This window comes from Streptomyces sp. CY-1 (assembly GCF_047218265.1).
GTDB lineage: Bacteria > Actinomycetota > Actinomycetes > Streptomycetales > Streptomycetaceae > Streptomyces > Streptomyces niphimycinicus.
Window position 1 is genome coordinate 9,669,067 of the sequence record NZ_CP178393.1, and the last position, 25,805, is coordinate 9,694,871.

Sequence of the window (25,805 nt, forward strand, 5' to 3'; positions counted from 1 at the left end):
CTTGCGGCCCGGCCGCACACATCCCCGTACCACCGCAACCACGAGGAGCCCGGCGCCCATGACCGCCGACCATGACACCGCGATGCCGCCGACGGACGGACGGCTCCGGCCGCGCCCGGGCGACCCGGCGCGCCAGGAGGCGTTCCTGCCGGCGCCCGCCGTGCAGAACCACGCCGCGAACCTCACCGTGCTGCCGGGCGGGGACCTCGGCTGTGTGTGGTTCGGCGGCACACAGGAGGGCGTACCGGACATCTCCGTGTGGTTCTCCCGGCTCGCCCCGGGCTCCGGCGCCTGGTCGGAGCCGGTCCGGCTCTCCGGCGACGACACCCGCTCGGAGCAGAACCCGCTGCTCTTTCCCACCCCGGCCGGGGAGCTGTGGCTGCTCTACACCGCCCAGCGGGCGGGCGACCAGGACACGGCGGAGGTCCGGCTGCGGGTGTCCGCCGACGCGGGCGCCACCTGGGGCGCGCCGCGCACGCTCTTCCCGGCCACCGAGGCGGGCGGGGTGTTCATCCGTCAGCCGGTGGCCGTCCTGGACTCCGGGCGGTGGCTGCTGCCGGTGTTCCACTGCGTGGCCACCCCGGGGGTCAAATGGGTCGGCGACCACGACACCAGCGCGGTGATGATCAGCGACGACCAGGGGCGGACCTGGTGCGAGCGGCCCGTGCCCGGCTCGACCGGCTGTGTGCACATGAACGTCCACCAACTGCCGGACAGCACCCTGCTGGCCCTCTTCCGCAGCCGCTGGGCGGACGCGGTGTACCGCTCGCACAGCACCGACGGCGGGGAGACCTGGAGCGAGCCGGTCCGCACCGAACTGCCCAACAACAACTCCTCCGTGCAGTACGTCCCGCTCGCCGACGGGCGGCTCGCGCTGGTCTACAACCACAGCAGCCGGGCGGACGCCACGGCCCGCCGTGTCTCCCTCTACGACGAGATCGACGACGAGGGGCGGACCGGCGAGCCGCCCGCCCCGGCCGCGACGAGGGACGACGCGGCACCCGGTGCCTTCTGGGGCGCGCCGCGCGCCCCGATGACCCTCGCGCTCTCCTCCGACAACGGCCTGACCTGGCCCGTACGGCGCGATCTGGACACCGGCGACGGCCACTGCCTGACCAACAACTCACGCGACCGGCTCAACCGCGAGCTGTCCTACCCCACCATCCGGCAGGGCGCCGACGGCACACTGCACATCGCGTATACGTACCACCGCCGGGCCATCAAGTACGTCCGGGTCACGCCGGATTGGGCGGCCGATGCCTGAGCCCCGGCACGCCGTGGTCACCGGTGTCAGCTCCGGTATCGGCGCCGCGATCGCCACCCGGCTGCTGACCGAGGGGTGGCGGATCACCGGGATCAGCCGTACGGCCCCCGGGCGCCCGGTCGCGAGGCTGCACTGGATCCCGGCCGATCTGTCCCGGCCGGAGGAGCTTCCCGAGGTGCTCGCCGCGGTGTCCGGGGTGGACGCCATCGTGCACGCGGCGGGCGTTCAGCGCTCGGCGCGGCTCGGGGAGCTGAGGCCCGAGGACGGGTCGCTCATGTGGCGGATCCATGTGCAGGCGGCGGGCGTCCTGGTCGACACGCTGGTGGACCGGGTGGCGGACGGCGGCCGGGTGGTGCTGGTGGGCAGCCGGACGATGACGGGCGTCCCGGGCAAGAGCCAGTACGCCGCCACCAAGGCGGCGCTGCCCGCCCTGGCCCGGTCCTGGGCGGCCGAGCTGGCGCCCCGGGCGGTCACGGTGAACGTGGTGGCGCCGGGGCCGACCGACACCCCCATGCTGCGCGACCCCGGCCGCAGCGGCACACCGCCGGTGCTGCCACCGCTGGGCCGGCTCGTCCGTCCCGAGGAGGTGGCGGGGCTGACGTCGTTCCTGCTGGGCCCGGAGGGCGGCGCGGTCACCGGGCAGACGCTGGTGATGTGCGCGGGCGCCTCACTCTGACGGGGGCGGGGCCTCCGGGCGGGCGAGCGCCAGCAGCCTCGTGGTGTCCCCGGGCCGGGCCTGGAGCGAGGGCAGCAGCAGGGTCCACAGATCGGCCAGATGGTCCTCGACCAGCCGCCGCCCGTCGAGGGCCTCGGAGACGGTGTGCAGTCCGAAGAAGGCGAAGACGACGGTCCGGGCGGCGGCCAGCGGATCGACATGCGGGGCCAGATCACCCTCGGCACGGGCCTTCTCCATCATCTGCCCCACGGCGTCCATCCACCCCACGAAGGGCGGTGGCATGGGCGCCTCGATCAGGGTGCGCTCGGTCCACAGCCGGGCCCCGGCGCGGACCAGGAGGTCATCGCGGAAGGCGCGGGCCACCGCGAAGCTGAGCCGCACGAGTTGCTCCAGGGGCGGCGCGTCGAGGGCCGTGAAGCGCTCGATCAGCGGGGGCCAGGTGGCGAAGTGCTCCTCCACCACGGCGAGGGCGAGCCTTTCCTTGCTCGTGTAATGGAAATAGATGGCGCCGCTGGTGTGACCGGACCGGGAGGTGATGTCGCTGATGCTCGTGCCGGCGTATCCCCGTTCGTCGAAAAGGAACGCGGCGGCCTCCAGAAGGGATCGGCGTGTTTGCTCGGCCCGTTCTTGCACGTGTTCGCCGTCCTTCAGCAGCCCGTCGGATGTGACGGGGAGAACTTAGCGGACTTTCGGCCTGTGATGGTGATGAGGCGAGACAGGTCAAACATTATTAGTATTTTAAGGTGATCGTTCGTGAGGCTCATGGCCTTTCGGAGCCGTCCGGTCCCACCGGGCGGCCGCTGAGCTGGTCCCGCACGGTGGCGCGGGAGGCGGTGCACCGGGTCTCGGTGGCCGAGGTGCTGCTCACCGACGTGCGTACGCACGGTGACAACCGGTTCGAGGCCGCCGCCCAGTGGCCGCGGTCCCATCCCACCTTCCCGCACGGCGGAGACGGCCGCCACCATCCGCTGATGATCGCGGAAACCCTGCGCGAGCTGGGGATCTACATCCCCACGCGGTACTACGCGGTGCCCGCGGGGGCGCACTTCCTGATCCGGGACCTCTCCTACCGGCTGGACCCCGAGACCGAGCCCCGGGCGCCGTACGGCGCCTCCGACATCACCTGCCGGGCCGCCGTCACCGACATCCGCACCACCCCCTGCGGACGCTTCGTCTCCGGGATGCGGCTGGATGTCGTGCTGTCCGCGGGCGGCAAGCTCTTCGCCTGGGCCGGGGGCACCGCGCGCTTCCTCGACGGCACGGCCTACGCGGAGACCCGGTCCGCCTTCCACGGGCACACCGCGCGCCGCAGGCTGCGCGCCGCGGTACGGCCCTCACCTGCGCAACTGGCCGTTCCGGCGGCCCGGGACGTGCTGGTGGTACAGGACGGGGGAGTGGTCTACCTCGACCCCGCCGACCCCCGCCATCCGTTCTTCTTCGACCACTGGAGCGACCATGTGCCGGGCCTGGTGCTGCTGGAGGGCGCCCGTCAGGCGGCGGCGCTGGCCACCGGCGGGACGCTGACCCGGCCGGTCGCCTGCCGCATGAAGGCGATCCGCTTCACCGAGTCGTTTCCGCCGGCCGTGGTCGAGTGCACCTCCCATGGCCGGACGTGCGTCTTCCGGCTGCGCCAGGCCGATATCTGCACGGCGGTCGGGGTGCTCCAGTACCTCTGAGCGACGAACACACTGTGCGACGAACTCATGGGCGACGAACGGCCTGACCGACGAACAAATCGCCGACACTGAGTGACCCCTTGCTTACTCCGGGTCAGCTAACTAACGTAGTGATCGTTATGTTTCGGGCAGGCGAACCTCACGGCCTGTACGACAGCAGCGGTCGGCGCACGGCGCCACTTCCGAGCCGCCAGAACATTTCCACTCAGCGGCTCCCCGCAAGTACAGGCACTCCCTGCGCCGATTCCTCCACCTCCCATGGAACGGCAGACAGATGACAGCCGAAAAGTTTCTCGGATGGACCCCAGCCGCCATCGTCTTCGACTGCGACGGCACCCTGATGGATTCCGAACGACACTGGGTGGAGGCGCGCGAAGTGGTCCTCAGAAACCACGGAACCGCCCCCGACGAGGAGTTCGCGCAAAGCACGAAGGGGCTCCACTACACCGAATGCGGCCGCATGCTGGCCGAATTCGCCGGCCGCCCCGAGCTCGCCGACGAGATGACCGAACAACTCCTGGACGCCTTCCGCCGGCTGGTGGCCGAGGACCCGGTCACCATGCCGGGCGCGCCCCAACTGGTGGCGAAGGCGGCGACGTTCGCCCCGCTGGCCGTGGCCAGCAACTGCCCGCGCGACGTCGTCGAGGACGGGCTCGCCAAGGCCGGGCTGCTGCGGTACTTCGGCCATGTGCTGGTCCCCGAGGGGCAGGTGCGGCCCAAGCCGTATCCCGACGTCTATCTGGAGGCCGCCCGGCTGTGCGGTGCGGCCCCCGAGGACGCCCTCGCGGTGGAGGACTCCCACTGTGGATTTCTGTCCGCCTCGCGCGCCGGGCTGAGGGTGCTCGGCGTCGGGCCGCGGAAGCCGGTGGACGAGCCTCCGCCGGTGGATGTGTGGGTCTCCACGCTCGCCGACCCGGAGCTGGTCAAGTGGGCGGACTCCCGGGCGGCCTGAGGGGCTGATCCGCGCTCACCGCCTGGTCGGCGGGTTCCGGGCGTCACTTCTTCCCGTCGTGGCCCGGATGGCTCGCCGAGCCGTCCATGCCCTCCATGCCGTCCATCCCGTCCCCGTGCTTCATCCCGCCATGGGAGGCGCCGTGGGACATCCCCTGCTCGAGGGATCCGCCGAGCTTCTCGCGCAGCGGCTCCAGCGAGTTCATGGACAGGCCGGTGACCGACCAGCGCTTGCCGACCAGGTACATGCCCCCGTAGTCCTTCGACGTCGTCAGCCAGTCGTGCTGGCCCTTGTCGGTGGCGAAGGTGACCATCGTGAACCGCTTCCCACCGGATCCGCAGGCGCCCTGGCGCAGCTCGTCCGCCTCGGTGATGACCGTGGCCTTGCAGCCGATGGCGTCGGCGATCTTCGTCAGCGGCGCGGGCTTGCCGGGCTTGGCGAACTCCTTGGTGGCGGGGGACACCTTCTTCTGCTCGTGCTTGGCGCCGTGTGCCTGATCGCCTCCACCGCAGCCGGCCAGGAACAGCAGGGCCGCGCCGACCGCGGTGGCCCGGAGTGCGAGTGACACATCAACCTCCCGTAGAAAATCCGGCGGGGCGGCCCTGGGCCGGACGGCCTCGGGCCACCCGCCGCGGTGGACCGTAAGTGAAGGAGTCTGTCCTACTGGCCCGCCTTCTTGCCCTTGTCGGTGACCGCGAACCAGGTGCCCTTGACGCCCTGGCCGTTGATGTCGCCGGGCTTCTTGTCCCCGGTGAAGGTGTACAGCAGCCAGCAGTCGAACGCCGCCTGCTTGGTGCCGTCGGGGCGCTTGAAGGAGGTGACCTTCGCGGCGTCGAGCCCGGCGACCTTCGTGGTGTCCACGGCCTTGACGGGCTTCCAGGTGTCCAGGCAGGCACCGAGGCAGCCGGTCTTCATCGGCCAGGCGCTGTCCTTGTCGAACCGGTAGACGGTCATGCCCTTGCCGTCCACGATGATCTTGCCCAGCTCGGCGTTGTTGTTGACCATGAGCTGGAGGCTGTCGTCCGCGGCCGCGGTCTTGCCGGCCGGCTTTCCGTCGGGCGCCAGCGCGTTCCAGGTGCCGCCCACCCCCTGGCCCTTGGTGTCACCCGGCTTGGCGTCGCCCGCGAAGCGGTAGACCGGCCAGCCCGCCAGCGTGAGCTGCTTGGTGCCGTCGGAGCGGGTGACCGAGCCCAGCTTGTCGGCCTCGATACCGGTGGTGGCCGCTGCGTCGTCCGCGGGCACCGCGGGCCACTTGGTGGCGCAGTCGTCGTTGCAGTTGGACTTGGCGGGCTTGGGGGTGTCCTCGTCGAACCGGTAGAGGGTCCAGCCCTTGCTGTCGGTGATGAACTTGCCGAGCTTGGCGTCCTCCTTGACCGCCAACTGCTTCGCCGGACCGGTCCGCTCGGCCTCACCGCCCGCCGCGGCACCGGTGTCGCCGCCCGCCTGGTACCCGCCGGTCGCGCCAGCCACCGCGCCCGCGCCCGCCGACGCGGAGGCCCCCGCACCCACGGTCTGACTGCCACCCGCCGGCTGCACATTGGCGCTGCCCGCGGAGTTGTCCTTGCTGCTGCCGCAAGCCGCCGTCAGCAGAACCATCGCTACCGACACCCCGGCGAACGCGATGTGACGCTTCTCCATGACCATCCCTCTGCAATCTCGATCGGTCCGGCGATGATTGCGCCGACGTCATGTCCATACGGAGCCCATGCGGACCGGCGCTCAGCGGCTTCCGAATTTGTCATCCGACGCAAAAAACGCCGGATCCCTGAGCGCACAGCAGTCGACGGCCGTTGCGCACGGCCGTCGTGGTGTGGGGTGGTGCGATGGATCACCCTGTGGCCTACTCCTCGATCCGCAGCGCCAGGGCGGGGCAGCGGCGGACCGCGCGGACCGCCTGGGCCCGGAGCTGCCGGGGCACATCCATCTTGGCCGAGGCCGGATAGCCGTCGATGCCGAGCGTCAGCACCTCGGGCGGCAGGATGTCCGCGCACAGCCCATGGCCCTGGCACAGCGACCAGTCGACCAGCAGCTTTTCCACCGGCCCCCGCTGGGGACGCTCATCGCGCGCCGAGGGGTTCAGCGGGGCGGGCGGCAGGGCCCGCGGCAGCGCGTCCTCCGGCAGCGGCAGGACGCCCATCGTGGGCCGTCCGCAGCCGGTGCCGAGCGCATGCGCCTCGAACTCCTCGGGGAACGCGTCCAGCGCGGTGGTCACGAATCCGGCGGTGCCGTCGGGATGGCTGCATGCCCCGCGCCCCCGCACCGAATTGACATAGGCGCGCACATTGTCGATCGCGGACTGGCCGCCGCCGCGCTCCACCTGGCCGATGGCGTCCGCCAGCGCCGGCAGCCCGATGAAACAGGGCCCGCACTGACCGGCCGTCTCGGCCGCCAGCCAGCGCGCCACCCGCGCGGTCTCGCCGAGCGGGCAGGTGTTCTCCGGGATGGGCAGCACCGCCCCGGCGCCCAGCCGGGCGCCGTACTTCTTCATGGACTCCCGGGAGATCGTGGCGGCGTTGATGCTCCGGGGGTCCAGCCACTTGCCGTGGTAGCCACCCACCAGCACCGCCTGGCCGGCGGTGAGACCGCACAGCTCCAGGACGTAGGTCAGCGGCACCCCGGTGGGCGTCTCCAGCACATACTTCCCGCCGACCGTCAGCAGCGTGGTGCCCGGTTCGGTGGGCAGCCCCACCGAGCGGTACGGCAGGGCGCCCATCCGCGCCGCCACCGCGAGCTGGGCGAAGGTCTCGGTGTTGGACAGCAGGGTGGGCAGTCCGCTGAGCCCGCTGTCGCTGGTGCGGATCTTGCGGCCGTTGGGGATGGCCGGGGCGCCGCTGATGCCGTTGATGACCGCGCCGCCCTCACCGGCGACGAACCGGTCCGGGGTGCGGTTCACCGACACCGGGACTCCGCTGGGGCCGCGTTCGGCGATCGCGGCGGCCAGGGACTCCTCGACATCCGTACGGTGCACCGCGATGGCGACCTCCTCGGCACCGAGCGCCTCGGCGGCCAGCACGGCGCCGTCGATCACCAGATGCGGGGTGTGCAGCAGCAGTGCGGTGTCCTTGAGGCAACTGGGCTCACCCTCGCTGCCATTGACCACCACGGCGCAGCGGCCCTCGCGCCGGCCGGCCGACTCCACGACGGCCTGGACCTTTTTGGCGAAGGGGAAACCGGCGCCGCCGCGCCCGCGCAGATCGATGTTCTCCGCGAGCGCCACGAGTTCATCCGCCCGGAGGGCGGGCATGGTGCCATGAACGGTCAGATGGCCGACCCGGTCGAGCCGGTACACCTCGTCGAGCCCGGCCAGCAGCCGGGGCGGATCGACACAGGCGAGCCTGGGTTTGGTCGTGATCACCGGTCCCACCCGCGAGAGGCACCGAGCGGCTGACTGTCACGCGAGCCGGGCTCGGCCGAACGGGGGCGCGGCACGGTGGGATCGGCCCGCCGGGTCCGGCCCTCCTGCATGCTGCGGGCGGGCGGGTTCCTGACCTCGATGCCGTCCGCCCGGTCGACGTCCTGGCGGCGGCGGGCGACCAGCCGCAGCCACAGCGCGATGGCCACACCGGCCAGGGCGGCGATATAGCCGTAGGTGGCCCAGGTCTTGGCGGCGCGTCCCGCCTTCAGACCGTGGATCAGCGCGGCGCACCACGCCGGATAGGCGCCCACATGCAGCGCCCGCCACCAGCGGTACCGCCAGCGGGAGTTGCCGGCCGAGGCGAACGAGCTGCGCACCGCACCGGTCACCGCGGCGATCACGAAGAGATAGCCGGCGATGGTGCCGAGCCCGATCAGCACCGGCTGATTTGCGTCAGCGAACGGCAACACGATGGACGCGGCGTTGGTGTGGCTCTCCGCGATCTTGACCCAGATGTGAACGGCCAGGAAGAGCAGCCCGGCGACCGCGGCCGCCCGGTGGACGGCCTGGGCCATCAGCCGCTGCCTGGTGTGCAGGATGAGCTGGTCGGTCGCGGCGAGCCCCCACAGCACCGCCGACGTCAGACAGACCAGCGCGAGCACACCCGCGCCGAAGTCGAGGAACACGAAGGTCTTGGAGAACGCGCCGGCGTCCCACGCGACGTACAGGGTCGCCGCGATGGAGCCGAGGATGGCGTAGATCCGGATGTGGCGTGGCCATCCCATCCCGGATGGGTCACGCTGCTGAGTCCGGCGAGCGGCCCGTCGTCCGCCTCGAGCCCGGCGTCCCCCGTGACGCCCCTGCGACGAGGGCAGCGGCGTTTGGGACATGGACATTGGAGCCTCCCGATCGCGCGGATTCGCGCGGGTGACGAGATACGTCAAAGTCGTCTTGGGGGCGCCAGCTTCTCGGAAGTACACGTGATCTCCATAAGATTTGTCGTAACGTGACAACTTCTAGTGGACGGACCCCGCCCACGCCGTTCCCGGCTGCTCCACTGTCGTTTCAATGGCAAAGAACCGGCAAAGTGCCGGGACCGGGAGGGGGCCGGGTCCTCTATGACGTAGCGGAGGACCCTCGACTCCCTGACCGGTACTGGACGAACCGGTCACGGAGGCAACCTCCACGGACCTGGCCGACCCCCCAACGGCCAGGTCTCCCCCCGGCAAGAACGAGGTAATGATGGGCGAACTCGTGAACCGCATCTGGTCCCGCCCCCGTGGCGAGTGGACCCGTGTGCTGCGCAATGAACTCCCGTCCGTGGCCGACGAGGTGGTTGAGAACCTTCGGCACAGAATTCCGGGATTCGCCGAACTTCTGGAGGACTCTGAGCGAGACAAGGTCCGAGGAGGAGTCGAGCAGGCCCTCCTGACGGCACTCGGCCACCGCAGGGCGGGCGAGGACGGCGCGGGCGAGCAGCCCGCCACCCCCGCCTCCGAGGAGGCGCTGGCCGAGGTGCCGCCCGAGCGGGCCCGGCGCGATCTGTTCGAGGCCCTCATCGGTGAAGTGGCGGTCTCCGAGCGCACCCTGATGGAGCTCTCCCGGGCCGCCCGGTGGCCACTCCCCGAGACGGTGCAGGCCATCGCCCTGCCCACCCCGGGCGAGGCGCCGCAACTGGCCGCCGTGCTGGGAGACACCCTCATCGGCGCGGTCGGCGACGAGCTGTGCCTGCTGATCCCCGACCCGGACGCGGACCCGGGCCACCCCACCGCGGACACCACCGCCACCGCCGCCCCTCAGGAAGGCGACCGGGAGCCGGAGCGCGAGGCGCCCGCCGAGCCCGGCACCCGGGCGGCGCTGGAGACCGCGCTGCGCGGCCGTACCGCTGCCGTGGGCCATGTGGTGCCGCTCAACGACGCGTCCTCGTCGGTGCGTTGGGCCCGGCGCCTGCTGACCCTGGCGCCCGGTCGGCCCGGCCCCGAGGCCCGGGTGCTCTTCGTCGACGACCATCTGTCGATGCTGCTGCTCCTCCAGGACGAGTCGCTGGTCCGGGCGCTGGCCTCCCGGTGGCTCAAGCCGCTGGTCGGGCTGACCCCCCGGCAGAGCGAGCGGCTCCAGATGACGTTGCTGGCCTGGCTGGAGGGCGGTGGCGCACCCGAGGCGGCCAAGGCCCTCAAGGTGCATCCGCAGACCGTGCGTTACCGGCTGCGCCAGATCGAGAAGCTCTTCGGGCCGGGCCTGCGGGACCCCCGAATACGCTTCGAGCTGGAGATGGCGCTGCGCGGCCGCAGGCTGATGGCGCAGATGGACCGGATACGGCGGCACGCGTCCCGGGTCGGCCGCCGCACCCGTGCCGGTGCGCCCCCCGGTGTCCGGCCGCTGGGCATCGCCAGGGAGGCGCGCGTCAACGGACTCTGACCCGCAGAAGGCGAACCGCCGGCCGCGCTCACGCGGTCGGCGGTTCTCGCTGTCGTGGGCCGGTCCGGACGCCGGGCGCCAGGCCCCGGACGCCGATCGCCGGAGGGCCCTAGCCTCGCGCCCCGGCGGGCGCCGCCGTACGCGGGGCCGTGCGCATCGCCGCGCTCAGGCCGAGCAGTTCGCCGTACGCGTGGGAGCAGAAGGCGCATCCGGCCAGATGGCGCGCGAGCGCCCGGCCGCGCACCCCGCCCCGGCGCACCGAGGCGCCGATCAGACCGCTGTAGTGGCGGCACCGGTCGTCGCGCGCCGACTCCAGATGGGCCCGCAGATACGACTCCCGCAGCCCCTCCCGGGCCCGGAAGGCCAGCGAGGTCACCCCGCTGGGGGAGATGCCCAGGGCCACGGCCACCCGGTGCGGGGGCTCCTCCTCGACGAGGGTCAGCCACAGCACGGTCTGCCAGCGCTCGGGAAGTCCCCGGAAGCTGCGGATGAGCAACCGGCGGTCCTCCCGGGCCACCAGATGCTGCTGGGGATCGGCCGTGGACGCGTGCTGCCGCCAGGACTCGAAGTCGGCGGTCAGCAGCACCCGGCGCTCCCCGGCGCTCCACTCCGTCGCCGTATGGCGCACCACCGTGAGCAGATACGGCCGCCAGGGGCCCCGCGGTCCGCCCCCGGCGCGTACGGCCTGGAACGTGCGGAAGAACGCCTCGGAGGCCAGGTCCTCGGCGTCATGCGGGTCACGGCAGCAGGTCAGGGCGTAGCGCAGGGTCGCCGCGTGGTGGCGGCGGTAGAGCAGGTCGCCCGCCGCCGGGCTGCTGCTGCCCGACCGGTAGCCCTCGACCAGTTGCCGGGTGAGCTCCTGATCCGGGACGGGGCGGACCGGGCGGTCGGTATGTTCCCGGCCCTGGAGCCCCTCGGTGTCCGGATGTCCCGCCGCCGGAGGGTCGCCCGCCGCGTCGTCGTCCGCGGCCTGGTGTAAGTGCGCGGTGGCAGCGCGGCGCGCGCCGGCCGAACGGCCGACGCGCGCCTGGTGACTGTGTTGCATCAGCCGCACTGCTTGCCGCTGTTGATGCAGTCCACCGCCTCGTTCATCAGGTCCTCCGACATCACGTTGATGAAGTCGTCGTGGTCGGTGATGGGCTTGTGCAACTGCTCGGGGAAGCCGTCCACGGCGAACGGGGTGTTGGCCGGCACATCGTAGGTGATCGTGTTCACGAGCTGGGGGATGGCCTGGAAGCCATTGGGGCAGGAGCCGTCCTCGCCCGCGAACGCCACATGGTCACGGTGGTTGGCGCTGTCGATGTTCTGGCCGTCCCAGCAGCTCTGGAAGTCGAAGGTCCGGGTGACGGAGCTGCCCTCGGGGCAGAGCGGGTACTTGTCGGTCAACTGCCGGTCCTCGAAGCCGGTGCAGCTCCAGGAAGCGTTGGCGTTCTTGTCGCCGTTGGTGAACGCCTTGGCGTCACCGGTGATGATCCGCAGGAACTTCGGCATCGCCGTGACCTTGCTCTGGGCGTTGCCCTTGAACTCGATCTTGGAGCTGGTGGGGGTCAGGATCGTGCCGACGTTGCCCTCCTGGCCGCCGCCGAGCTCATTGGCGTCCGCCTCGTCCTTGCCGTCCTGGGCGCGGACCACGGGCCAGTAGTACGTCGACTTGTCGTCCTGGTTCTTGCAGGAGGTGCCGCCCTGCTCGAAGGTCTGGTTGTTGGCGAAGGCGTCGTTGCTGTCGTTGCCCACGTAGTCGTGGGTGTGGTGGGCGCCGTTGCCGACACCGGGCGCGACGATCACGTTGTCGCTGTTGCGCAGCTTGGGGTCGCCGACGCCGCACTCCGTGGCGAAGGTGCCGGTGGAGCCGTTCTGCTGGGCCTGCGGCGGCTGCTGGACGTTCGGCTGCACCTTGGTGATGTCGACGAAGTCGTCCTGCGAGGGGCCGTTGCCCGCCTGGCCGCCCGCGTTGCCGGGCACATCGTTGGCGCCCTCGCCGCCTTGCTGGTCGCCACCCTGCTGGTCGCCGCCCTGCTGGCCGCCTTGCTGGTCGCCGCCCTGCTGCTGGCCACCCTGCTGGTCGCCCTGTTGGTCGCCGCCCTGCTGGTTGCCCTGCTGCTGACCGCCCTGGGTGGCGACCTCCTGCCACTTGCAGTCGGTCATCCCCTGGAGCTGGGAGTTGTCGCCGCCCATGGCCGAGCCGATGTTGTCCATCGTCCGCGAGCGCTCGTCGTTGAGCTTGGAGAGCACCGCGTCGCTCGAACCCTGCTGCTGGTTCATCTGCTGGTACGCCTTGGCCACCTGGTTGTCCAGCTCGGCCAGGTTCTTGTCGACCTTCGGCCTGGCCTTCTGCGGCACATCACTCAGCTTCTGCCCCACATCGGGGCACTGGATCGTCCCCGCCTTCGCGGCCACGGTGTGGTTCTGGCCGGAGTCGCCCTTGTCGCCGTGGGCGGACGCGTTGGCGGCGATGATCGCGGCCCCGCCACCGCCGAGCGCCAGTGCGGCGACGATGGCGACGGTTTTATTGGTGAACCGCCCGCGTTTGTGGGTCTGTTGCCTCATAAGATCACTTCACTTAGTCGTTAGAGGGTGTCGAAGTCGACAAGCCCGGTGTCCTCGAGGACCGTGATGTGGTCGAGAACGATGGCATTGGCCCTGGTGGCCAGAGATCTGACCATGGAGTTGCGGCTCTCGGCTCGCACCTGCGCCACAAGGTTGAACACCTTGCCGTGAGCGGCGCGCAACCGGTTTGCGAACACCCGCTCGAACTGGGCGCTGCTGCCGGCGCTGGTCATCTCGTTCAGCCAGCCCTGTTGCTGCGCGTTGGGCTGGTTGGGCAGCGTGATCCCGAGTGCCCGGCCGACCTCCTCGGAGCGGCGGTCGAGCTCGGTGTGTCCCTCGATGAGATGCTCACCGGCGGTCTTCACCGCGTCCCGAACGTCCCGCTGCTGGGCGAGCCGGCCGGCGGGGAGCTCCCACGTTCCGGCGAGCCTGACTTTGCGGACAAAGTCCCGGTCAGTGGCCGTGAGCGGCCCGTACTGGGTGCTGACCGTCCCACCGCCGTCGTCCGTGACGCCGTTGCGCGGCAGGGCCGCGCTGCTCTCGCCGAACAGCGACACCGGGATGAGGATCGCCGCCAGGGTGACGGCGAGCGCCCCAATGATGAGCCCGGTGCCGATGGTTCGGCTGGAGGCGATGGGTCTGGTGAGGTTTGCTGGTGGCACAGCGCCCTCCTTGGTTCGGAGTGACACCGGACGCTAGTACCTCGTGTGGCTCGGTCGTGGAGACCTCATCACCAGTGAATAAAGCCGGGACAGAGATCACTTCCGGCTGCTACCCTGCGCGGCCGCGAACCGCGGGGGTGTTGAGAAGTTTTTTTCCCGCCCGGTTGAGCAACTCACCGGGCCCGTACGTACGGCAGGGAGAACCCGGTGCCCGGCCGCTCCCGAGCGGCCCGCCGCGCACCGTCCCGACGACCCGGAGGCGCCCCGCCGTGGATACGACAGCGCGGAAGACCACGCCCACCAGGCCCCGTCATCCGCTGAGAGCCGAGGCCGGATGCGGTGACTGCCGGTACTGCCCCAGTTTGCCGTCGAGGACCCGGGCATCGGGGTGGTTCAGCTCCTGGAGAATCTCCAGGGCCCCGCGCCAGTCGATGAGCGCGGTGGCCAGGTCGCCCTGGGCCAGCCGGGTGTCCCCCTGGTGGTGCAGGGTGTCGGCCTCCAGATACCGGTCGCTGATCTCGCGGTAGATGGCGAGCGCCCGGCCGTATGAGGTGAGGGCGGGCTCATACCGTCCGATGTGGTGGTACGCGTACCCCAGGCTGTCCAGCGCGGCGGCCTCGCCGGCCGCGTCGCCGATCCGCCGGTGCAGTTCGACGGCCTGGCGGCAGTGGGACAGCGCGTGCTCGTACTCACCGCGGAGGATATGGGTCCAGCCGATCTCGTTGAGCACACTGGCCTGTCCGCTGAGGTGTGCCGCGGCGCGGTAGTGGCCGAGCGCGGGCCGGTAGTGGTCCAGCGCCTCCTGGTAGCGGCCCTGGGTGTTGGACAGAAAGGCCAGCGAGCGCAGGGTGCGGGCCTGTCCGCCCGCCTCGCCCAGCTCCGTGAACAGCTCCAGCGCCCGCTCCAGATGGCCGCACCCCTCCTCGTACCGGCCCAGCCGTCCCTCGGCGAACCCCAGGGTGCGGTGGCTGTGCGCCCGGCCGAGCCGGTCGGACAGGGCTCGGGCCGCCCCCAGCGCGGTGCGCTGGATGGCGGTCTGCTCCTGCCAGTGGCCGCGCCGGTCCAGGAAGAGCTCCAGTGTGACCGCCAACCGCCAGGCGTGGGACGGGAATCCGTGGTCGCGGGCGTGCTCGACGACCGACAGCAGCACGACCCGCTCGGCCGAGAGCCATGCCTCGGCGCGGTCCTGGCCGCCGAGGTGTTCGGGCGCGGCGTCGGGCCGGGCCGGGGACAGCGGCAGCGGTTCGGTGCGGTGCGGGGCGAGCAGCGTGGCGGCGGTGCGCGCGGTGTGCAGATAGTGGTCGAACATCCGGTGCCGGGCGTCGTGGCGGATCTCGTCCGTGTCGTGGTCCTGGACCAGCTCCATGGCGTAGGCCCGCAGCAGATCGTGGAAGGTGTAGCGGCCCGGGGCGTGCTCCACCAGCAGATGGGCGCAGGTGAGCGCGGTCAGCAGGGCACGGGTGACCCGGAGCGGGAGCCCGGCCAGGCTCGCGGCCGCGGCGGCGGAGACCTCGGGCCCCGGATGGAGGGCGAGCAGCCGGAACAGCCGGGCGGCCTCCCGGTCCAGGGCCCGGTAGGACCAGGAGAAGACGCTGCGCGCGTCGGTGCTCGGATCGGCGCCCGCGAACGCGTCGAGGTTCCCCTGGCTCTCGCGCAACTCCGCGGCGACAGAAGAAAGGGGAAAGGACGGACGGGTCGCGGCCCGGGCGGCCACCACCGCCAGCGCGAGCGGCAGCCGCCCGCACAGCCGGATGATGGTGGCCACCGCCTGCGGCTCCGCGGCGACCCGGTCCGTGCCCAGTCGCCGGACCAGCGCCTCATGGGACTCGGCCGGGGACAGCGGCCCCAGAGTAAGGGGACGGGCCCCCTCGCTCGCTATCAGACCGTGGAGCTGATTGCGGCTGGTGACGATGGTCAGACAGCCGGGGGAGCCGGGCAGCAGCGGCCGGACGTGCTGGGAGTCCACCACGTTGTCCAGCAGGATCAGCATCCGCCGCCCCGCCAGCAGACTGCGGTACAGCGCGGTCTTGGCGTCGAGCCCCGTGGGCACCCGGTTCGGCGGAATCCCCAGCGCGTGGAGGAACGCCCGCAGCGCCTCGTTCGGCGACATCATCGAACCGGTCGGATCGAAGCCGCGCAGATTGGCGTAGAGCTGCCCGTCCGGAAAGCGGTGGGCGATCCGGTGGGCCCAGTGCACGGCCAGCGTGGTCTTGCCGATCCCGGCCATCCCGTCGATCGCGCTGATGATCACCGGACCCGGTGATCCGGCGTCGGCGCCCTCGGGCAGCAGAGTATGGACACCGGCGAGTTCGGCATGGCGTCCGCTGAACGCGGGCAGGTCGGGCGGGAGCTGCGCCGGGCGGATCACCGGGTCGGGCGGCGCCGCCGGAGGGGCCGGCTGGACCGGCTCGGCGGGGGCCGGGGTCGACCGGGGCACCACCTCGCGATGGGCGGCGCGCAGCTCGCGGCCGGGCGGGACGCCGAGCTGATCGGCCAGCCGGTCGCGCGCGGTCGAGAAGACCTCCAGCGCCTCGGCCCGCCGTCCGGTGGCGGCGAGTACCCGGATCAACTGGGCCTGGAGGGTCTCGTCCAGCGCATGGTGGGCGGCGAACTGCTGGAGCACGGTGGGCAGTTGCTCCGGAACCTCGGCCGCCAGCGCCGTGGTGGCGGCCTCCTTGGCGATGGCCAGAAGTTCCCGGTCGACACCGGAGAAGACGGGATGGGACTGGATGTCGGGCGGGACTCCGGTGGCGGTCGGCCCCTGCCACAGGGCGAGCGCCTGTGAGAAGAGCTCGGCCGCCCGCTCCGGCCGGCCCTCGGCGGCGGTGCGCCGCGCCGATTCGCTCAGCTCCCGGAAGCGCAGCAGATCCAGCGCGTCCGCGTCGGCGTTCAGCCGGTAGCCGCCCGAGCTGCGCACCAGCCGGCTGCCCTCGGCCCGCGTCGGCAGACCGGGTTCCAGCAGCCGGCGCACCGATCCCACATGGCGGTGCACCACATTCACCGCGGTGCTCGGCGGATCCTGCGCCCAGAGCACATCGACGATTTCGCCGAGCGAGACGGGCTGTCCCGCCCGCACCAGCAGCAGTGCGAGCAGGGCTCGCTGTTTGGGCGGACCCAGGTCCAGTTCGACCTCGTCACGCCACGCCCTGACCGGGCCTACCACCGTAAATCGCACAACTAGGGATCTTAGTCGAGCCCGTTTCGGGCACCGCGTTCTTCCGGCCGCCGTACGACGTCAGACTTTCGTCACTCAATCGGCGTCGCCCTTCTTTTACGCTCGCGCCATTGACACATCAGCCTCGGGGGGAACGAGACCATGAACATCCGCACGGCGGCCGTCACGACCGACGCCGACATCTACTTAAGGACGCTGTACCGACGGCACGGTTCGGCACTGCACCGGCTGGCTGCCCGGATGCTGGGCGGGGACTGGCACCGGGCGCAGGACATCGTGCAGGAGGTGGCGATCCACGCCTGGCAGCGCCCCATGGACGTCGGCCCCATGGACGACACCGTCCGTAACCGGCTGTTCACCGTGGTCAGCGACCTGGTGACCGATGGCCACCAGGACCAGGCGGAGCGGCCGGTGGAGATGGCCGGTGAGGCGGAGATGGCGCTGCTGGCGGCGCCGGACGCGGTCGATCAAGCGCTCACCGCCCGGCTGGTGTGGGACGCGCTGGCCGACCTGGCGCCTCCGCAAAGGGAGGTGCTGCTGCATCTGCACTACCTGGACCGCAGTGTCGGCCAGACGGCCCGGGCGCTCGGGGTGCCGCCCGGAACGATCAAATCGCGGACGTACTACGCGACACGGGCCCTGCGGACGGCCCTGCGGGAGCGTGGCGTCACCGAGTGCTGACCACCTCCGGATACCCGCCGACTGCTTTCTGATCGAATGATCGCTACTATGGCGGTGTTTCGAGTACAGACGAAAGCCGATCGCGTCAGGGGTGGGGAACATGCGGGAGTCGGCGCAGAAGCGGCAGGCGCGGATCGCGGCACTGGTGGAGGCCCGGGGCAGCGCGCGGATCACCGATCTCGCGGATGAGCTGGCGGTGTCCGTGGTCACCGTACGGCGGGACGTGGAGGAGCTGGCCCAGCGCGGGGAGGTGCGCCGCGGCCACGGGGTGGCGCGCTCGCTGCGGCCGATGGCCCAGGAGTCCACCGCCACCGGCGACACCATCGGCATGGTGGTCCCCGAGCGCAACACCTATCTGACCGAGGCCGTCCAGGCGGCGCGCGAGGCCGCCGAGAAGGCCGGACTGCGGCTCGCGCTGCACATCGCCGCGGACGAGCGCGGCACCGAGCGCGCGGTCAGCCAGGCGCTGGACGCGGGCGCGCGGGGCCTGCTGCTCTCACCGCGCTGGCGCACCGAGGCGGAGGAGCGGGCTGACCACGCCTGGCTCGGCACCCTGGAGCTCCCCGTGGTGCTGGTGGAGCGCCGGCCCCACCGGGGCAGCGCCATCTACGGCCTGGACTGTGTGCGCTCGGACCACGCGTACGGAGTGCATCTGGCGCTCGAGCATCTGACCTCGCTGGGGCATCGGCGGATCGTGCTCGCGGCGCGCGACGACAGCCCCACCGCACGGGTGATCCGCTCGGAGTTCGCGGCGCAGACCGCGGCCCGTGGCATCCGTGAGGGGTGCCCGGTGATGCTCAGCTCGCGCACCGCCGGGCCCGATCCGCGCCCGCGCGACGCGGGGGAGGCCGACCTGGCCGACGCGGTGCGCCGGGCCGGGGCCACCGCCGCGCTGATCCACGGCGACATGGACGCGCTGGTGCTGGTCCAGCGGCTGCGCGAGGCGGGTGTCGAGGTGCCGCGCGACTGCTCGGTGGTCGCGTACAACGATGTGGTGGCCGATATGGGGCAGATCGCGCTGACGGCCGTGGCCCCGCCCAAGGGTGAGGTCGGCCAGGCCGCGCTGGAGCTGCTGACCCGCCAGTTGGAGCGGACGCGGGCCGGGCGGTGGGCCGGGGCCGCCCGCCATCTGGAGCTGCTGCCGGAGCTGGTGGTCCGGGATTCCACCGCCCCGCTTCTCTGATTGTTTGACCGCTTTAGTTTCTTCTGTTCGATGTATTGACGGCTTTTCAGTCAAGCGCTCAAGATTCCCCTGACTCCACCGCTGAATCAGGGGAGGGCCCATGCCTGGTCATAGACGCCCAGGTCGCTCGGCAACCGGACGCCGGGCGACGGCGGGCACCACCGCACTGCTCACGCTGCTCGCCCTCGTTCTGGCGGGCTGCTCGGGTTTCTCGACAAGTCGCGGATCCGACACCGTCGGCGACGGTCCCGTACGGCTGACCTTCTGGTCGGCGCTGCGCGGCAGTCAGGAAGTCGTCGACGAGTTCAACCGCACCCACGACGACATCAAAGTCGAATTCCAGCAGGTCCCCTCCGGGGAGCAGGGCGGCTGGACCAAGCTCAGCAACGCCGCGCGCGCGGGCAACTCCCCCGACGTGGCCACCATCGAATACCCCCAGTTGCCCGGCTTCACCATCGACGGCGTGCCCCGGGACATCACCAAGCTGCTGCCCGACTCGGTACGCAAGAAGATCCTGCCGCAGGCGCTGGACCTCACCACCTTCGACGGGCGCACCTACGCCGTACCGGTGGACATCGAGCCGATGGTCTTCCTGTACCGCAAGGACATCTTCACCAAGAACCACATCCCGGTCCCCAAGACCTGGGCGCAGTTCGAGAGTTCGGCCCGCAAGCTCAAGCAGGCCCAGCCCCGGTCCCGTATCGCCAGCCTCTTCACCACCGGCGGCACCCTCTATATGGCGGGCTACGCCTGGCAGGCCGGGGCGAAGTGGTACGACACCGTCGGGGACACCTGGCAGATCTCCATGGACGACGCCCCCACCCGTAAGGTCGCGGGCTACTGGCAGCGGCTGATGGACGACGATCTGGTGCGGGTCGAGCCCGGGTCCAGCCAGCAGTGGCGGGCCCATCTGCGCAGCGGGGAGACGGCCGGCTACCTGGCGGGCGCCTGGGCCGCGGGCTCGATGATGGCGTCCACCCCCGACGGCAAGGGCAAATGGGCCATCGCGCCGATGCCGCAGTGGGATCCGGCGAAGCCCAAGGTGAGCACCCAGGGCGGCTCGACCTTCATGGTCACCAAGGACAGCCGGCACCCCAAGGAGGCCATGGAGTTCATCTCCTGGATGGTGACCAGCCCCGGCGCCCTGAAGGCCAAGCTCGCCAGCGGCGTCAGCAGCGCCTTCCCGTCCGTGCCCAGCCTGGTGCCGGTCGCCCGTAAGGAGATGGACACCAGCTACTACTCCGGCCAGGACATCTTCGGTCTCTTCCAGAAGGAGGCCGAGCGGATCGCGCCCACCTGGAAGTGGGGCCCGCGGATGACCTCGACCACCAGCTCCGGTGACGACGGGCTGGCGAAGGCGGGGGCCGGCAGCGGCGACATCCTCAAAGCCCTGCGCGATGCCCAGAGCCGGACGATGCCCGATCTGAAGAGCCTCGGCCTGTCGGTCACCACCCGCTGAATCCCCTCTTCTCCCGTCTCACCCCGAGCCGCACCTCTTCCCGCCTGAGCCGAGGTAATCCATGAGCACTGTCATGTCCTCGAAAGGGGCGGCGCCGCCATCGGCGGTCGCCGCCGACCCGCCCCGCAGAACCGGACGACGCCAGCAGAGGTTCGCCGCCGCCGTTCTGCTGACCCCCTTCACGGCGCTGCTCGTCGCCGTGTTCCTGGTCCCCGTCGGCTACGCCATCTACCTCAGCCTCTTCTCCGAGGACCACGAGGGACTCGGCTTCGGCGGCGGACGCACCGTCTTCACCGGACTGCGCAGCTATCTCTCGGTGCTGGAGGACCCCAGCTTCCTCTCCGGGTTCGGCACCATCGCCCTCTACTGCGTGATCTTCGTCCCGCTCGTGGTCATCAGCGCGCTCGCGCTCGCCCTGCTGCTCGACTCGGGCCTGGTCCGGCTGCGGCGGACCGCCCAGATGCTGGTCTATCTGCCGCACGCCGTGCCCGGCATCATCGCGGCCGTCATCTGGCTGTACCTCTACACCCCGGGGCTCAGCCCGGTCATCAAACTCTTCGCCCAGGCCGATATCACCATCGACTTCCTCGGTCTGCACACCGTGCTCCCGTCGATCGTCAATATCGCCCTGTGGAGCGGGCTCGGCTACAACATGATCATCTTCTATGCCGCGCTCCAGGCGCTGCCGCGTGAGGTGATCGAGGCGGCGACCATCGACGGCGCCGGGGGCATCCGCACCGCGCTCCAGGTCAAGGTGCCCATCATCAGGGGCTCCCTCGTCATGGTGTGCATGTTCTCCCTGATCGCCGCGCTCCAGTTGTTCACCGAACCCATGCTGATGAACCAGGCCACCCCGATGGTCAACTCCCGCTTCACCCCGAACATGTACATCTACGACGCGGCCTTCCGCCGCAACAACTACGGACTCGCCTCCGCGGCCTCCGTCATCCTCCTGATCGTCACCTGCGTCCTGTCGTATGCCGTGACGCGCTGGTCGGGCCGCCGGGAACGGAGAGCGTGATGACCACGACCACACCCACCACCCCCGTGAACGCCCCCCAGGGACCGCCGGCCAGACCGCTCGGCAAGCCCTTCGGGCGCTCCAAGCTGACCAGCCGTGGCATCGCCAACGCGGTGGTCCTGATCGCCGCCCTCTACACCATGCTGCCCGCGCTGTGGCTGGTGCTGGCGTCCACCAAGAACGCCGACGCCCTCTTCGGCAGCGACATCCTCTCCTTCGGCGACTTCTCCTTCGGCCGCAACCTCTCCGACCTGTTCTCCATGGGCGGCGGGCTCTACGGCGAGTGGTACATCAACAGCCTGCTGTACGCGGTCGTCGGCGCCCTGGTCGGCTCGCTCATCAGCGTCGCCGCGGGCTACGCCTTCGACAAGTACGAGTTCCGGCACAAGGAGAAACTGTTCGGCCTCGTGCTCACCGGCGTGATGGTGCCGCCGACCGTGCTGGCCCTGCCGCTCTATCTGGTGGCCTCCAACATCGGCATGGTCAACACCTTCTGGTCGGTGTTCATCCCGGTGCTCTTCAACCCCTTCGGCGTCTATCTCGCCCGCCTGCTCAGCAGCGGCTATGTGCCCAACGAGGTGCTGGAGGCGTCCCGGGTCGACGGCGCGGGCGAACTCCAGACCTATGTGCGGGTCAGCCTGCGGATGCTCGGGCCCGGATTCGTGACCGTCTTCCTCTTTCAGCTCACCGCCATCTGGAACAACTTCTTCCTTCCGATGGTGATGCTCTCCGACCAGCACCTGTATCCGCTCAGCCTCGGCCTCTACACCTGGAACAGCGCCGCCACCGTCTCGCCCGAGTACTACCCGCTCGTGGTCATCGGCTCACTGCTCGCCGTCGTGCCGCTGATCGTGGCGTTCGTGATGCTTCAGCGCTACTGGAAGTCCGGACTGACCGCAGGGAGCGTCAAGTGACCGACCCGCACCTCTCCGCCCGCCACCGCCCCCGGGCCGCCCTGGCCATGGCCGAGCGCTCCGCCCGGCAGGTGCTCGGATCCGGGAGTATGGACCGGCTCACCGAACTCCTCGACCTCGACCCCGGCCTCGTCCTCGACGACTTCACCACCCCGGCCGCGCGCCGCGCCCTCGCCGACGCGGAACTGCTGGTCACCGGCTGGGGCTGCCCGCCCCTGGACCGCCGCGCACTCGACGCCGCGCCCCGGCTGCGCGCCGTCGTCCACACCGCGGGCACCGTGCGCCACCACATCACCGACGCCTGCTGGGAGCGCGGTATCGCGGTCTCCTCGGCGGCCGCGGCCAACGCCGTACCCGTCGCCGAATACACCGTCGCCATGATCCTGCTGTCCAACAAGCGGATCCTGGACATCGCCCGGGACTACCGCGCCGAGCGGCGCACGATCGACTGGAACGAGCGCTATCCGGACGCCGGCAACTACCGCCGCACGGTGGGCATCCTCAGCGCCTCCGTCATCGGCCGCCGGGTGCTCGAGCTGCTGCGCCCGTACGACCTCGACCTGCGGCTGTACGACCCGTTTGTCACGGCTCAGGAGGCGCGGGAACTCGGCGCGGTCCCGGTCGGCCTGCGGGAACTCTTCGCCGGCAGCGATGTCATCAGCGTCCACACCCCCCTGCTGCCCGCCACCGAGGGGCTGGTCAGCCGGGAGCTGCTGGCCGCCATGCCGGACGGCGCCACGCTCATCAACACCGCGCGCGGGGCGGTGGTGGACCAGGACGCGCTCACCGAGGAACTGGTGGCCGGGCGGATCCGCGCCGTCCTCGATGTCACCGTGCCGGAGGTGCTGCCCGCCGCCTCACCGCTGTACGACTGCGACAACGCGCTGATCACCCCGCATATCGCCGGATCCAAGAGCGGTGAGCTGCGCCGCCTGGCCGACCTCGCCATCGGCGAGATCGAGAACTATGTCACCGGCCGCGGCTTCGCCCACCCCGTACGACCGGAGATCCTCGACCGCTCGGCGTGAGAGGACGCGCCCTCTCACGTCCCGCGACCTCAGGAGGCCCACCCCGCCATGCCCGAGCTCCCCTTCCCCCTCCCCGCCGACGACCGCACCCTCAGCCCCCACACCGGCTACACCCGCGCCCACTGGGAGGCCGCCGCGGACGGCATGCTGCACGCCGCCCTCCGCTACGCCACCCCCGGCCACGGCCTGATCGACCTGCCCGGCCCCCCGTCGAGGTCCGGGGTGCGCTCCGATGGGCTCGAAGGGTTCGCCCGCACCTTCCTCCTCGCCGCCTTCCGCACCGCCGGGGCCGCGGGCAAGGACCAGCACGGCTTCCTGGAGCGCTACACCGCGGGCATCGCCCGCGGCACCCTCACCCCCGGGCGCGAGGACGCCGAGTCCTGGCCGGTGATCGGCCATCACGGCGCCCACGGTCAGCCCATGGTGGAGTCCGCGTCCGTGGCCCTGGGCCTGCGGCTGACCGCGCCGTGGACCTGGGAGACCCTGCCGTCCGACGCCCAGGACCGCACCGAGGAGTGGCTGCGCGGTGCGCTGCGCCATCAGCCCGCCCCCAACAACTGGTATCTCTTCCCCCTCACCGTCGCCGGTTTCCTTCAGTCAGTCGGACGCGGTGACGCGGAGACGGCGCGCGCCATCGAGCGCGGGCTCGGCCTCCTGGAGGGCTGGTACGAGGGCCAGGGCTGGTACTCCGACGGCGACGGGCGGTCGTTCGACCACTACAACGGCTGGGCGCTGCACATGTACCCGCTGCTCCACGCCCATCTGGCCGCCGACCAAGCGCTGCTGGACCGGCTCGGCCCCCGGCTGCGCACCTTCCTCGACGGCTTCTCGCTGCTCTTCGACGGCGACGGCGCCCCCATCCACCACGGACGCTCCCTCACCTACCGCTTCGCCGCCGTCGCCTCGGTGGCCCTCGGCGCCCTCACCGGCCACACCCCCCTCGCCCCCGGGGCCACCCGCCGCGTCCTCAGCGGAGCGCTGCGCCACTTCCTGGACCGCGGGGCGCTGACCGAGGACGGGGTGCTGAGCCTGGGCTGGTACGGGCCGCACGCCGCGACCCTCCAGCGCTACTCCGGGCCCGGCTCGCCCTACTGGGCCTCCAAGGGGTTCCTCGGCCTGCTGCTCCCGCCCGACCACCCGGTGTGGACCGCCACCGAGGAGGCCGCGCCCGCCGAGGGCCGGGACCGGGCGGTGGCGCTGCCCGCCGCCGGGTTCCTCGTCCAGACCACGGGCCGGGACGGGCTGGTGCGGCTGCACAACCACGGCAGCTACAAGCTCCGCCCCTGGGAGGCCGAGCACGGACCCGCCGACCCGCTCTACGCCCGGCTCGCCTACTCCACCCGCACCGGGCCCACCAGCGCGGACAACACCCCCGACAACCACATCGCCATCGAGGTGCGCGGAGTGCGCAGCGCCCGGCTGCGCATCCACCCGCTGGCCGCGGGCCCCGACTGGCTCGCCTCCTCCCACACCCCCGCCTTCCCCGACGCCGGCCCCAAGGTGCCCTCGATGCGCGTCGACAGCCTGACCCTGGTCCGCGGCCGGCTCGAAGTGCGCGTCCACCGCGCGGTCGGCGTCCCCGCCGGGACCCGGATCCACCACAGCGGCTGGGCCGTCGCACTGCCCCCGGGCTCCCCGGCCGAGACCGAACAGGGCGCCGAGATACGGCTGGACGGGGAGGAGGTGGCCGGTCAGCTCCTCGGACTGCACGGCTGGCAGAGCGCCACCGCGGTCCGGGCGCCGCAGGGCACCGCGTACGGGCCATGGGCCCTGGTCCCCGAACTCACCGGCACCGTCGGCGAGGACCCCGCCGGCACCCTCTTCGTCGCACTGGCCTCGCTCACCGGCGAACGAGCCCCGGCCCCGCTCGCCGATCTCGCCACCGCCGAGGTGACCGGGCTCGCGGTCACCGTACGGCTCCCGGACGGCCAAGGCGTCGTGGTGGACTTCGGCGCGGGTGACGTGCCCACCGTCACGGAGGCGGGCGCATGACGCGGCTCGGCATCTGCTCGGTGACGCTGCGCCGGCTCGACCCGGACCGGGTGATCGCCGCCGTGGCCGGGGCGGGCCTGGAGTGCGTCGAATGGGGCGGTGATGTCCATGTGCCGCCCGGCGACGAGGACACCGCCCGGCGGGTCCGCGACGCCACCGTGGCCGCCGGGCTCGCCGTCGCCTCGTACGGCTCCTACTACCGCGCCGGGCGGAGCGACCCGGAGGAGTTCGACGCGGTGCTGCGCTCCGCCGTGGCGCTCGGTGCCCCGCGCATCCGGATCTGGGCGGGCGCCACCGGCACCCGCGAGACCCCGCCCGAGGGGCGCCGCGCGGTCGTCGAGGACACTCGGCGCGCCGCCGCGCTCGCCGCGGACGCGGGGGTGGAACTCGCCTACGAATTCCACCGCAACACCCTGACCGACGGCGCGGACCACACCCTCCGGCTGCTGGACGAGGTGGACCGCGCGGAGGTCGCCACCTACTGGCAGCCGCCGGTCGACATGCCCGACGCCGAGGCGCTGAAGGGGCTGGACGCGCTGGGGGACCGGATCGCCGCGGTGCACGCCTTCTCCTGGTGGCCCGGGACCACCCGGCTGCCGCTGACCGCCCGCGCCCCGCTGTGGCGCAGCGCCTTCGAGCGGCTGCGCACGCACCGCGCCGCGGTGTCCGCCGACGGCCCGCCGCTGGATGTCCTGCTGGAGTTCGTCCCGGACGACGACGAGCGGCTGCTGCCGCGGGAGGCGGCCACGTTGCGGGCGCTCGCCGACGTGTAGGGGGTGTCCGGGGGGTCGTGACGCCTGCG

At 71.5% G+C, this 25,805-nt stretch carries 22 protein-coding genes; 13 read left to right on the plus strand and 9 right to left on the minus strand.

Annotated features, from left to right (window positions below; genetic code table 11):
- Positions 1-58 precede the first annotated feature (58 nt).
- Together ACK1X7_RS41690 and ACK1X7_RS41695 are read left to right on the plus strand one after the other, a co-directional pair.
- Positions 59-1,264, plus strand: a complete 1,206-nt coding sequence (locus ACK1X7_RS41690) for a sialidase family protein (RefSeq protein WP_390794086.1) — start codon at positions 59-61, stop codon at positions 1,262-1,264.
- A complete protein-coding gene (locus tag ACK1X7_RS41695; RefSeq protein ID WP_413116486.1) occupies positions 1,257-1,940 on the plus strand; it encodes an SDR family NAD(P)-dependent oxidoreductase in 684 nt (227 codons plus the stop codon). The genes ACK1X7_RS41690 and ACK1X7_RS41695 overlap by 8 nt, the downstream gene beginning before the upstream one ends.
- Here ACK1X7_RS41695 and ACK1X7_RS41700 read toward each other — a convergent pair.
- Positions 1,932-2,573 (minus strand): ScbR family autoregulator-binding transcription factor, encoded by a 642-nt coding sequence (locus ACK1X7_RS41700; RefSeq protein ID WP_385153535.1) that lies wholly within the window; start codon positions 2,571-2,573, stop codon positions 1,932-1,934. The two genes, ACK1X7_RS41695 and ACK1X7_RS41700, sit on opposite strands and share 9 nt — an antisense overlap.
- A 110-nt stretch (positions 2,574-2,683) precedes the next feature.
- On the opposite strand from ACK1X7_RS41700, the gene ACK1X7_RS41705 reads away from it, so the two are divergent.
- Both ACK1X7_RS41705 and ACK1X7_RS41710 read left to right on the plus strand, forming a co-directional pair.
- The gene (locus ACK1X7_RS41705) at positions 2,684-3,616 is read left to right on the plus strand and encodes a ScbA/BarX family gamma-butyrolactone biosynthesis protein (protein WP_385153532.1); all 933 of its coding nucleotides are present in this window, start codon (positions 2,684-2,686) and stop codon (positions 3,614-3,616) included.
- 274 nt (positions 3,617-3,890) lie between these two features.
- Positions 3,891-4,568, plus strand: coding sequence for an HAD family hydrolase (locus ACK1X7_RS41710; RefSeq protein WP_119992657.1), 678 nt, complete (start codon positions 3,891-3,893; stop codon positions 4,566-4,568).
- A 43-nt stretch (positions 4,569-4,611) separates the two neighbouring features.
- On the opposite strand, the gene ACK1X7_RS41715 is transcribed toward ACK1X7_RS41710, so the two are convergent.
- The 4 genes from ACK1X7_RS41715 to ACK1X7_RS41730 all read right to left on the minus strand — a co-directional run bounded on the left by ACK1X7_RS41715 (position 4,612) and on the right by ACK1X7_RS41730 (position 8,708).
- On the minus strand, positions 4,612-5,136 hold the full coding sequence (locus ACK1X7_RS41715; RefSeq protein ID WP_382952115.1) for a hypothetical protein: 525 nt from the start codon (positions 5,134-5,136) through the stop codon (positions 4,612-4,614).
- A gap of 92 nt (positions 5,137-5,228) precedes the next feature.
- Positions 5,229-6,206, minus strand: a complete 978-nt coding sequence (locus tag ACK1X7_RS41720) for an SCO0930 family lipoprotein (protein WP_361505650.1) — start codon at positions 6,204-6,206, stop codon at positions 5,229-5,231.
- A 202-nt stretch (positions 6,207-6,408) separates the two neighbouring features.
- Positions 6,409-7,923, minus strand: a complete 1,515-nt coding sequence (locus tag ACK1X7_RS41725) for an NADH-ubiquinone oxidoreductase-F iron-sulfur binding region domain-containing protein (protein WP_413116487.1) — start codon at positions 7,921-7,923, stop codon at positions 6,409-6,411.
- On the minus strand, positions 7,920-8,708 hold the full coding sequence (locus ACK1X7_RS41730; RefSeq protein WP_385151459.1) for a hypothetical protein: 789 nt from the start codon (positions 8,706-8,708) through the stop codon (positions 7,920-7,922). Before ACK1X7_RS41730 ends, ACK1X7_RS41725 begins: the two co-directional genes overlap by 4 nt.
- A gap of 454 nt (positions 8,709-9,162) precedes the next feature.
- On the opposite strand from ACK1X7_RS41730, the gene ACK1X7_RS41735 reads away from it, so the two are divergent.
- Entirely contained in the window at positions 9,163-10,341 is a 1,179-nt protein-coding gene (locus ACK1X7_RS41735; protein WP_385151456.1) for a PucR family transcriptional regulator, read from the plus strand.
- A 109-nt stretch (positions 10,342-10,450) separates the two neighbouring features.
- Here the strand turns inward: ACK1X7_RS41735 and ACK1X7_RS41740 are convergent, their stop codons facing one another.
- The 4 genes from ACK1X7_RS41740 to ACK1X7_RS41755 all read right to left on the minus strand — a co-directional run bounded on the left by ACK1X7_RS41740 (position 10,451) and on the right by ACK1X7_RS41755 (position 16,725).
- Positions 10,451-11,386, minus strand: coding sequence for an RNA polymerase sigma factor (locus tag ACK1X7_RS41740; protein WP_413116488.1), 936 nt, complete (start codon positions 11,384-11,386; stop codon positions 10,451-10,453).
- Positions 11,386-12,888: a DUF1996 domain-containing protein gene (locus ACK1X7_RS41745; protein ID WP_413116489.1), complete on the minus strand. Its 1,503-nt coding sequence runs from the start codon at positions 12,886-12,888 to the stop codon at positions 11,386-11,388. The genes ACK1X7_RS41740 and ACK1X7_RS41745 overlap by 1 nt, the downstream gene beginning before the upstream one ends.
- Before the next feature lie 20 nt (positions 12,889-12,908).
- Complete coding sequence (locus ACK1X7_RS41750) at positions 12,909-13,550, minus strand: DUF4142 domain-containing protein (protein WP_216343950.1); 642 nt, start codon at positions 13,548-13,550, stop codon at positions 12,909-12,911.
- Positions 13,551-13,860: 310 nt separating this feature from the next.
- Positions 13,861-16,725: an AfsR/SARP family transcriptional regulator gene (locus ACK1X7_RS41755; protein ID WP_413116490.1), complete on the minus strand. Its 2,865-nt coding sequence runs from the start codon at positions 16,723-16,725 to the stop codon at positions 13,861-13,863.
- A 141-nt stretch (positions 16,726-16,866) separates the two neighbouring features.
- On the opposite strand from ACK1X7_RS41755, the gene ACK1X7_RS41760 reads away from it, so the two are divergent.
- The 8 genes from ACK1X7_RS41760 to ACK1X7_RS41795 all read left to right on the plus strand — a co-directional run bounded on the left by ACK1X7_RS41760 (position 16,867) and on the right by ACK1X7_RS41795 (position 25,776).
- Complete coding sequence (locus tag ACK1X7_RS41760) at positions 16,867-17,406, plus strand: sigma-70 family RNA polymerase sigma factor (RefSeq protein WP_385151443.1); 540 nt, start codon at positions 16,867-16,869, stop codon at positions 17,404-17,406.
- A 100-nt stretch (positions 17,407-17,506) separates the two neighbouring features.
- On the plus strand, positions 17,507-18,589 hold the full coding sequence (locus ACK1X7_RS41765; RefSeq protein ID WP_385151440.1) for a LacI family DNA-binding transcriptional regulator: 1,083 nt from the start codon (positions 17,507-17,509) through the stop codon (positions 18,587-18,589).
- 100 nt (positions 18,590-18,689) lie between these two features.
- Positions 18,690-20,048 carry an ABC transporter substrate-binding protein gene (locus ACK1X7_RS41770; RefSeq protein WP_413116491.1) on the plus strand — a complete coding sequence of 453 codons (1,359 nt, stop codon included), beginning with the start codon at positions 18,690-18,692 and terminating at the stop codon, positions 20,046-20,048.
- A 73-nt stretch (positions 20,049-20,121) separates the two neighbouring features.
- Complete coding sequence (locus ACK1X7_RS41775; RefSeq protein ID WP_413116492.1) at positions 20,122-21,069, plus strand: carbohydrate ABC transporter permease; 948 nt, start codon at positions 20,122-20,124, stop codon at positions 21,067-21,069.
- Entirely contained in the window at positions 21,069-21,983 is a 915-nt protein-coding gene (locus ACK1X7_RS41780; protein ID WP_413116493.1) for a carbohydrate ABC transporter permease, read from the plus strand. The genes ACK1X7_RS41775 and ACK1X7_RS41780 overlap by 1 nt, the downstream gene beginning before the upstream one ends.
- The gene (locus ACK1X7_RS41785; RefSeq protein WP_413116494.1) at positions 21,980-23,011 is read left to right on the plus strand and encodes a hydroxyacid dehydrogenase; all 1,032 of its coding nucleotides are present in this window, start codon (positions 21,980-21,982) and stop codon (positions 23,009-23,011) included. Before ACK1X7_RS41780 ends, ACK1X7_RS41785 begins: the two co-directional genes overlap by 4 nt.
- 48 nt (positions 23,012-23,059) lie before the next feature.
- A complete protein-coding gene (locus tag ACK1X7_RS41790) occupies positions 23,060-25,003 on the plus strand; it encodes a DUF2264 domain-containing protein (protein ID WP_385151425.1) in 1,944 nt (647 codons plus the stop codon).
- On the plus strand, positions 25,000-25,776 hold the full coding sequence (locus tag ACK1X7_RS41795) for a sugar phosphate isomerase/epimerase family protein (protein WP_398158989.1): 777 nt from the start codon (positions 25,000-25,002) through the stop codon (positions 25,774-25,776). The genes ACK1X7_RS41790 and ACK1X7_RS41795 overlap by 4 nt, the downstream gene beginning before the upstream one ends.
- Positions 25,777-25,805: the final 29 nt, after the last annotated feature.

Coding starts and splice junctions, on each gene's coding strand:
- ACK1X7_RS41690 (WP_390794086.1), top strand. CDS start 59: ATGACCGCCGACCATGACACCGCGATGCCGCCGACGGACGGACGGCTC.
- ACK1X7_RS41695 (WP_413116486.1), top strand. CDS start 1,257: ATGCCTGAGCCCCGGCACGCCGTGGTCACCGGTGTCAGCTCCGGTATC.
- ACK1X7_RS41710 (WP_119992657.1), top strand. CDS start 3,891: ATGACAGCCGAAAAGTTTCTCGGATGGACCCCAGCCGCCATCGTCTTC.
- ACK1X7_RS41720 (WP_361505650.1), bottom strand. CDS start 6,206: ATGGAGAAGCGTCACATCGCGTTCGCCGGGGTGTCGGTAGCGATGGTT.
- ACK1X7_RS41730 (WP_385151459.1), bottom strand. CDS start 8,708: ATGGGATGGCCACGCCACATCCGGATCTACGCCATCCTCGGCTCCATC.
- ACK1X7_RS41735 (WP_385151456.1), top strand. CDS start 9,163: ATGATGGGCGAACTCGTGAACCGCATCTGGTCCCGCCCCCGTGGCGAG.
- ACK1X7_RS41740 (WP_413116488.1), bottom strand. CDS start 11,386: ATGCAACACAGTCACCAGGCGCGCGTCGGCCGTTCGGCCGGCGCGCGC.
- ACK1X7_RS41745 (WP_413116489.1), bottom strand. CDS start 12,888: ATGAGGCAACAGACCCACAAACGCGGGCGGTTCACCAATAAAACCGTC.
- ACK1X7_RS41760 (WP_385151443.1), top strand. CDS start 16,867: ATGAACATCCGCACGGCGGCCGTCACGACCGACGCCGACATCTACTTA.
- ACK1X7_RS41765 (WP_385151440.1), top strand. CDS start 17,507: ATGCGGGAGTCGGCGCAGAAGCGGCAGGCGCGGATCGCGGCACTGGTG.
- ACK1X7_RS41770 (WP_413116491.1), top strand. CDS start 18,690: ATGCCTGGTCATAGACGCCCAGGTCGCTCGGCAACCGGACGCCGGGCG.
- ACK1X7_RS41775 (WP_413116492.1), top strand. CDS start 20,122: ATGTCCTCGAAAGGGGCGGCGCCGCCATCGGCGGTCGCCGCCGACCCG.
- ACK1X7_RS41780 (WP_413116493.1), top strand. CDS start 21,069: ATGACCACGACCACACCCACCACCCCCGTGAACGCCCCCCAGGGACCG.
- ACK1X7_RS41790 (WP_385151425.1), top strand. CDS start 23,060: ATGCCCGAGCTCCCCTTCCCCCTCCCCGCCGACGACCGCACCCTCAGC.
- ACK1X7_RS41795 (WP_398158989.1), top strand. CDS start 25,000: ATGACGCGGCTCGGCATCTGCTCGGTGACGCTGCGCCGGCTCGACCCG.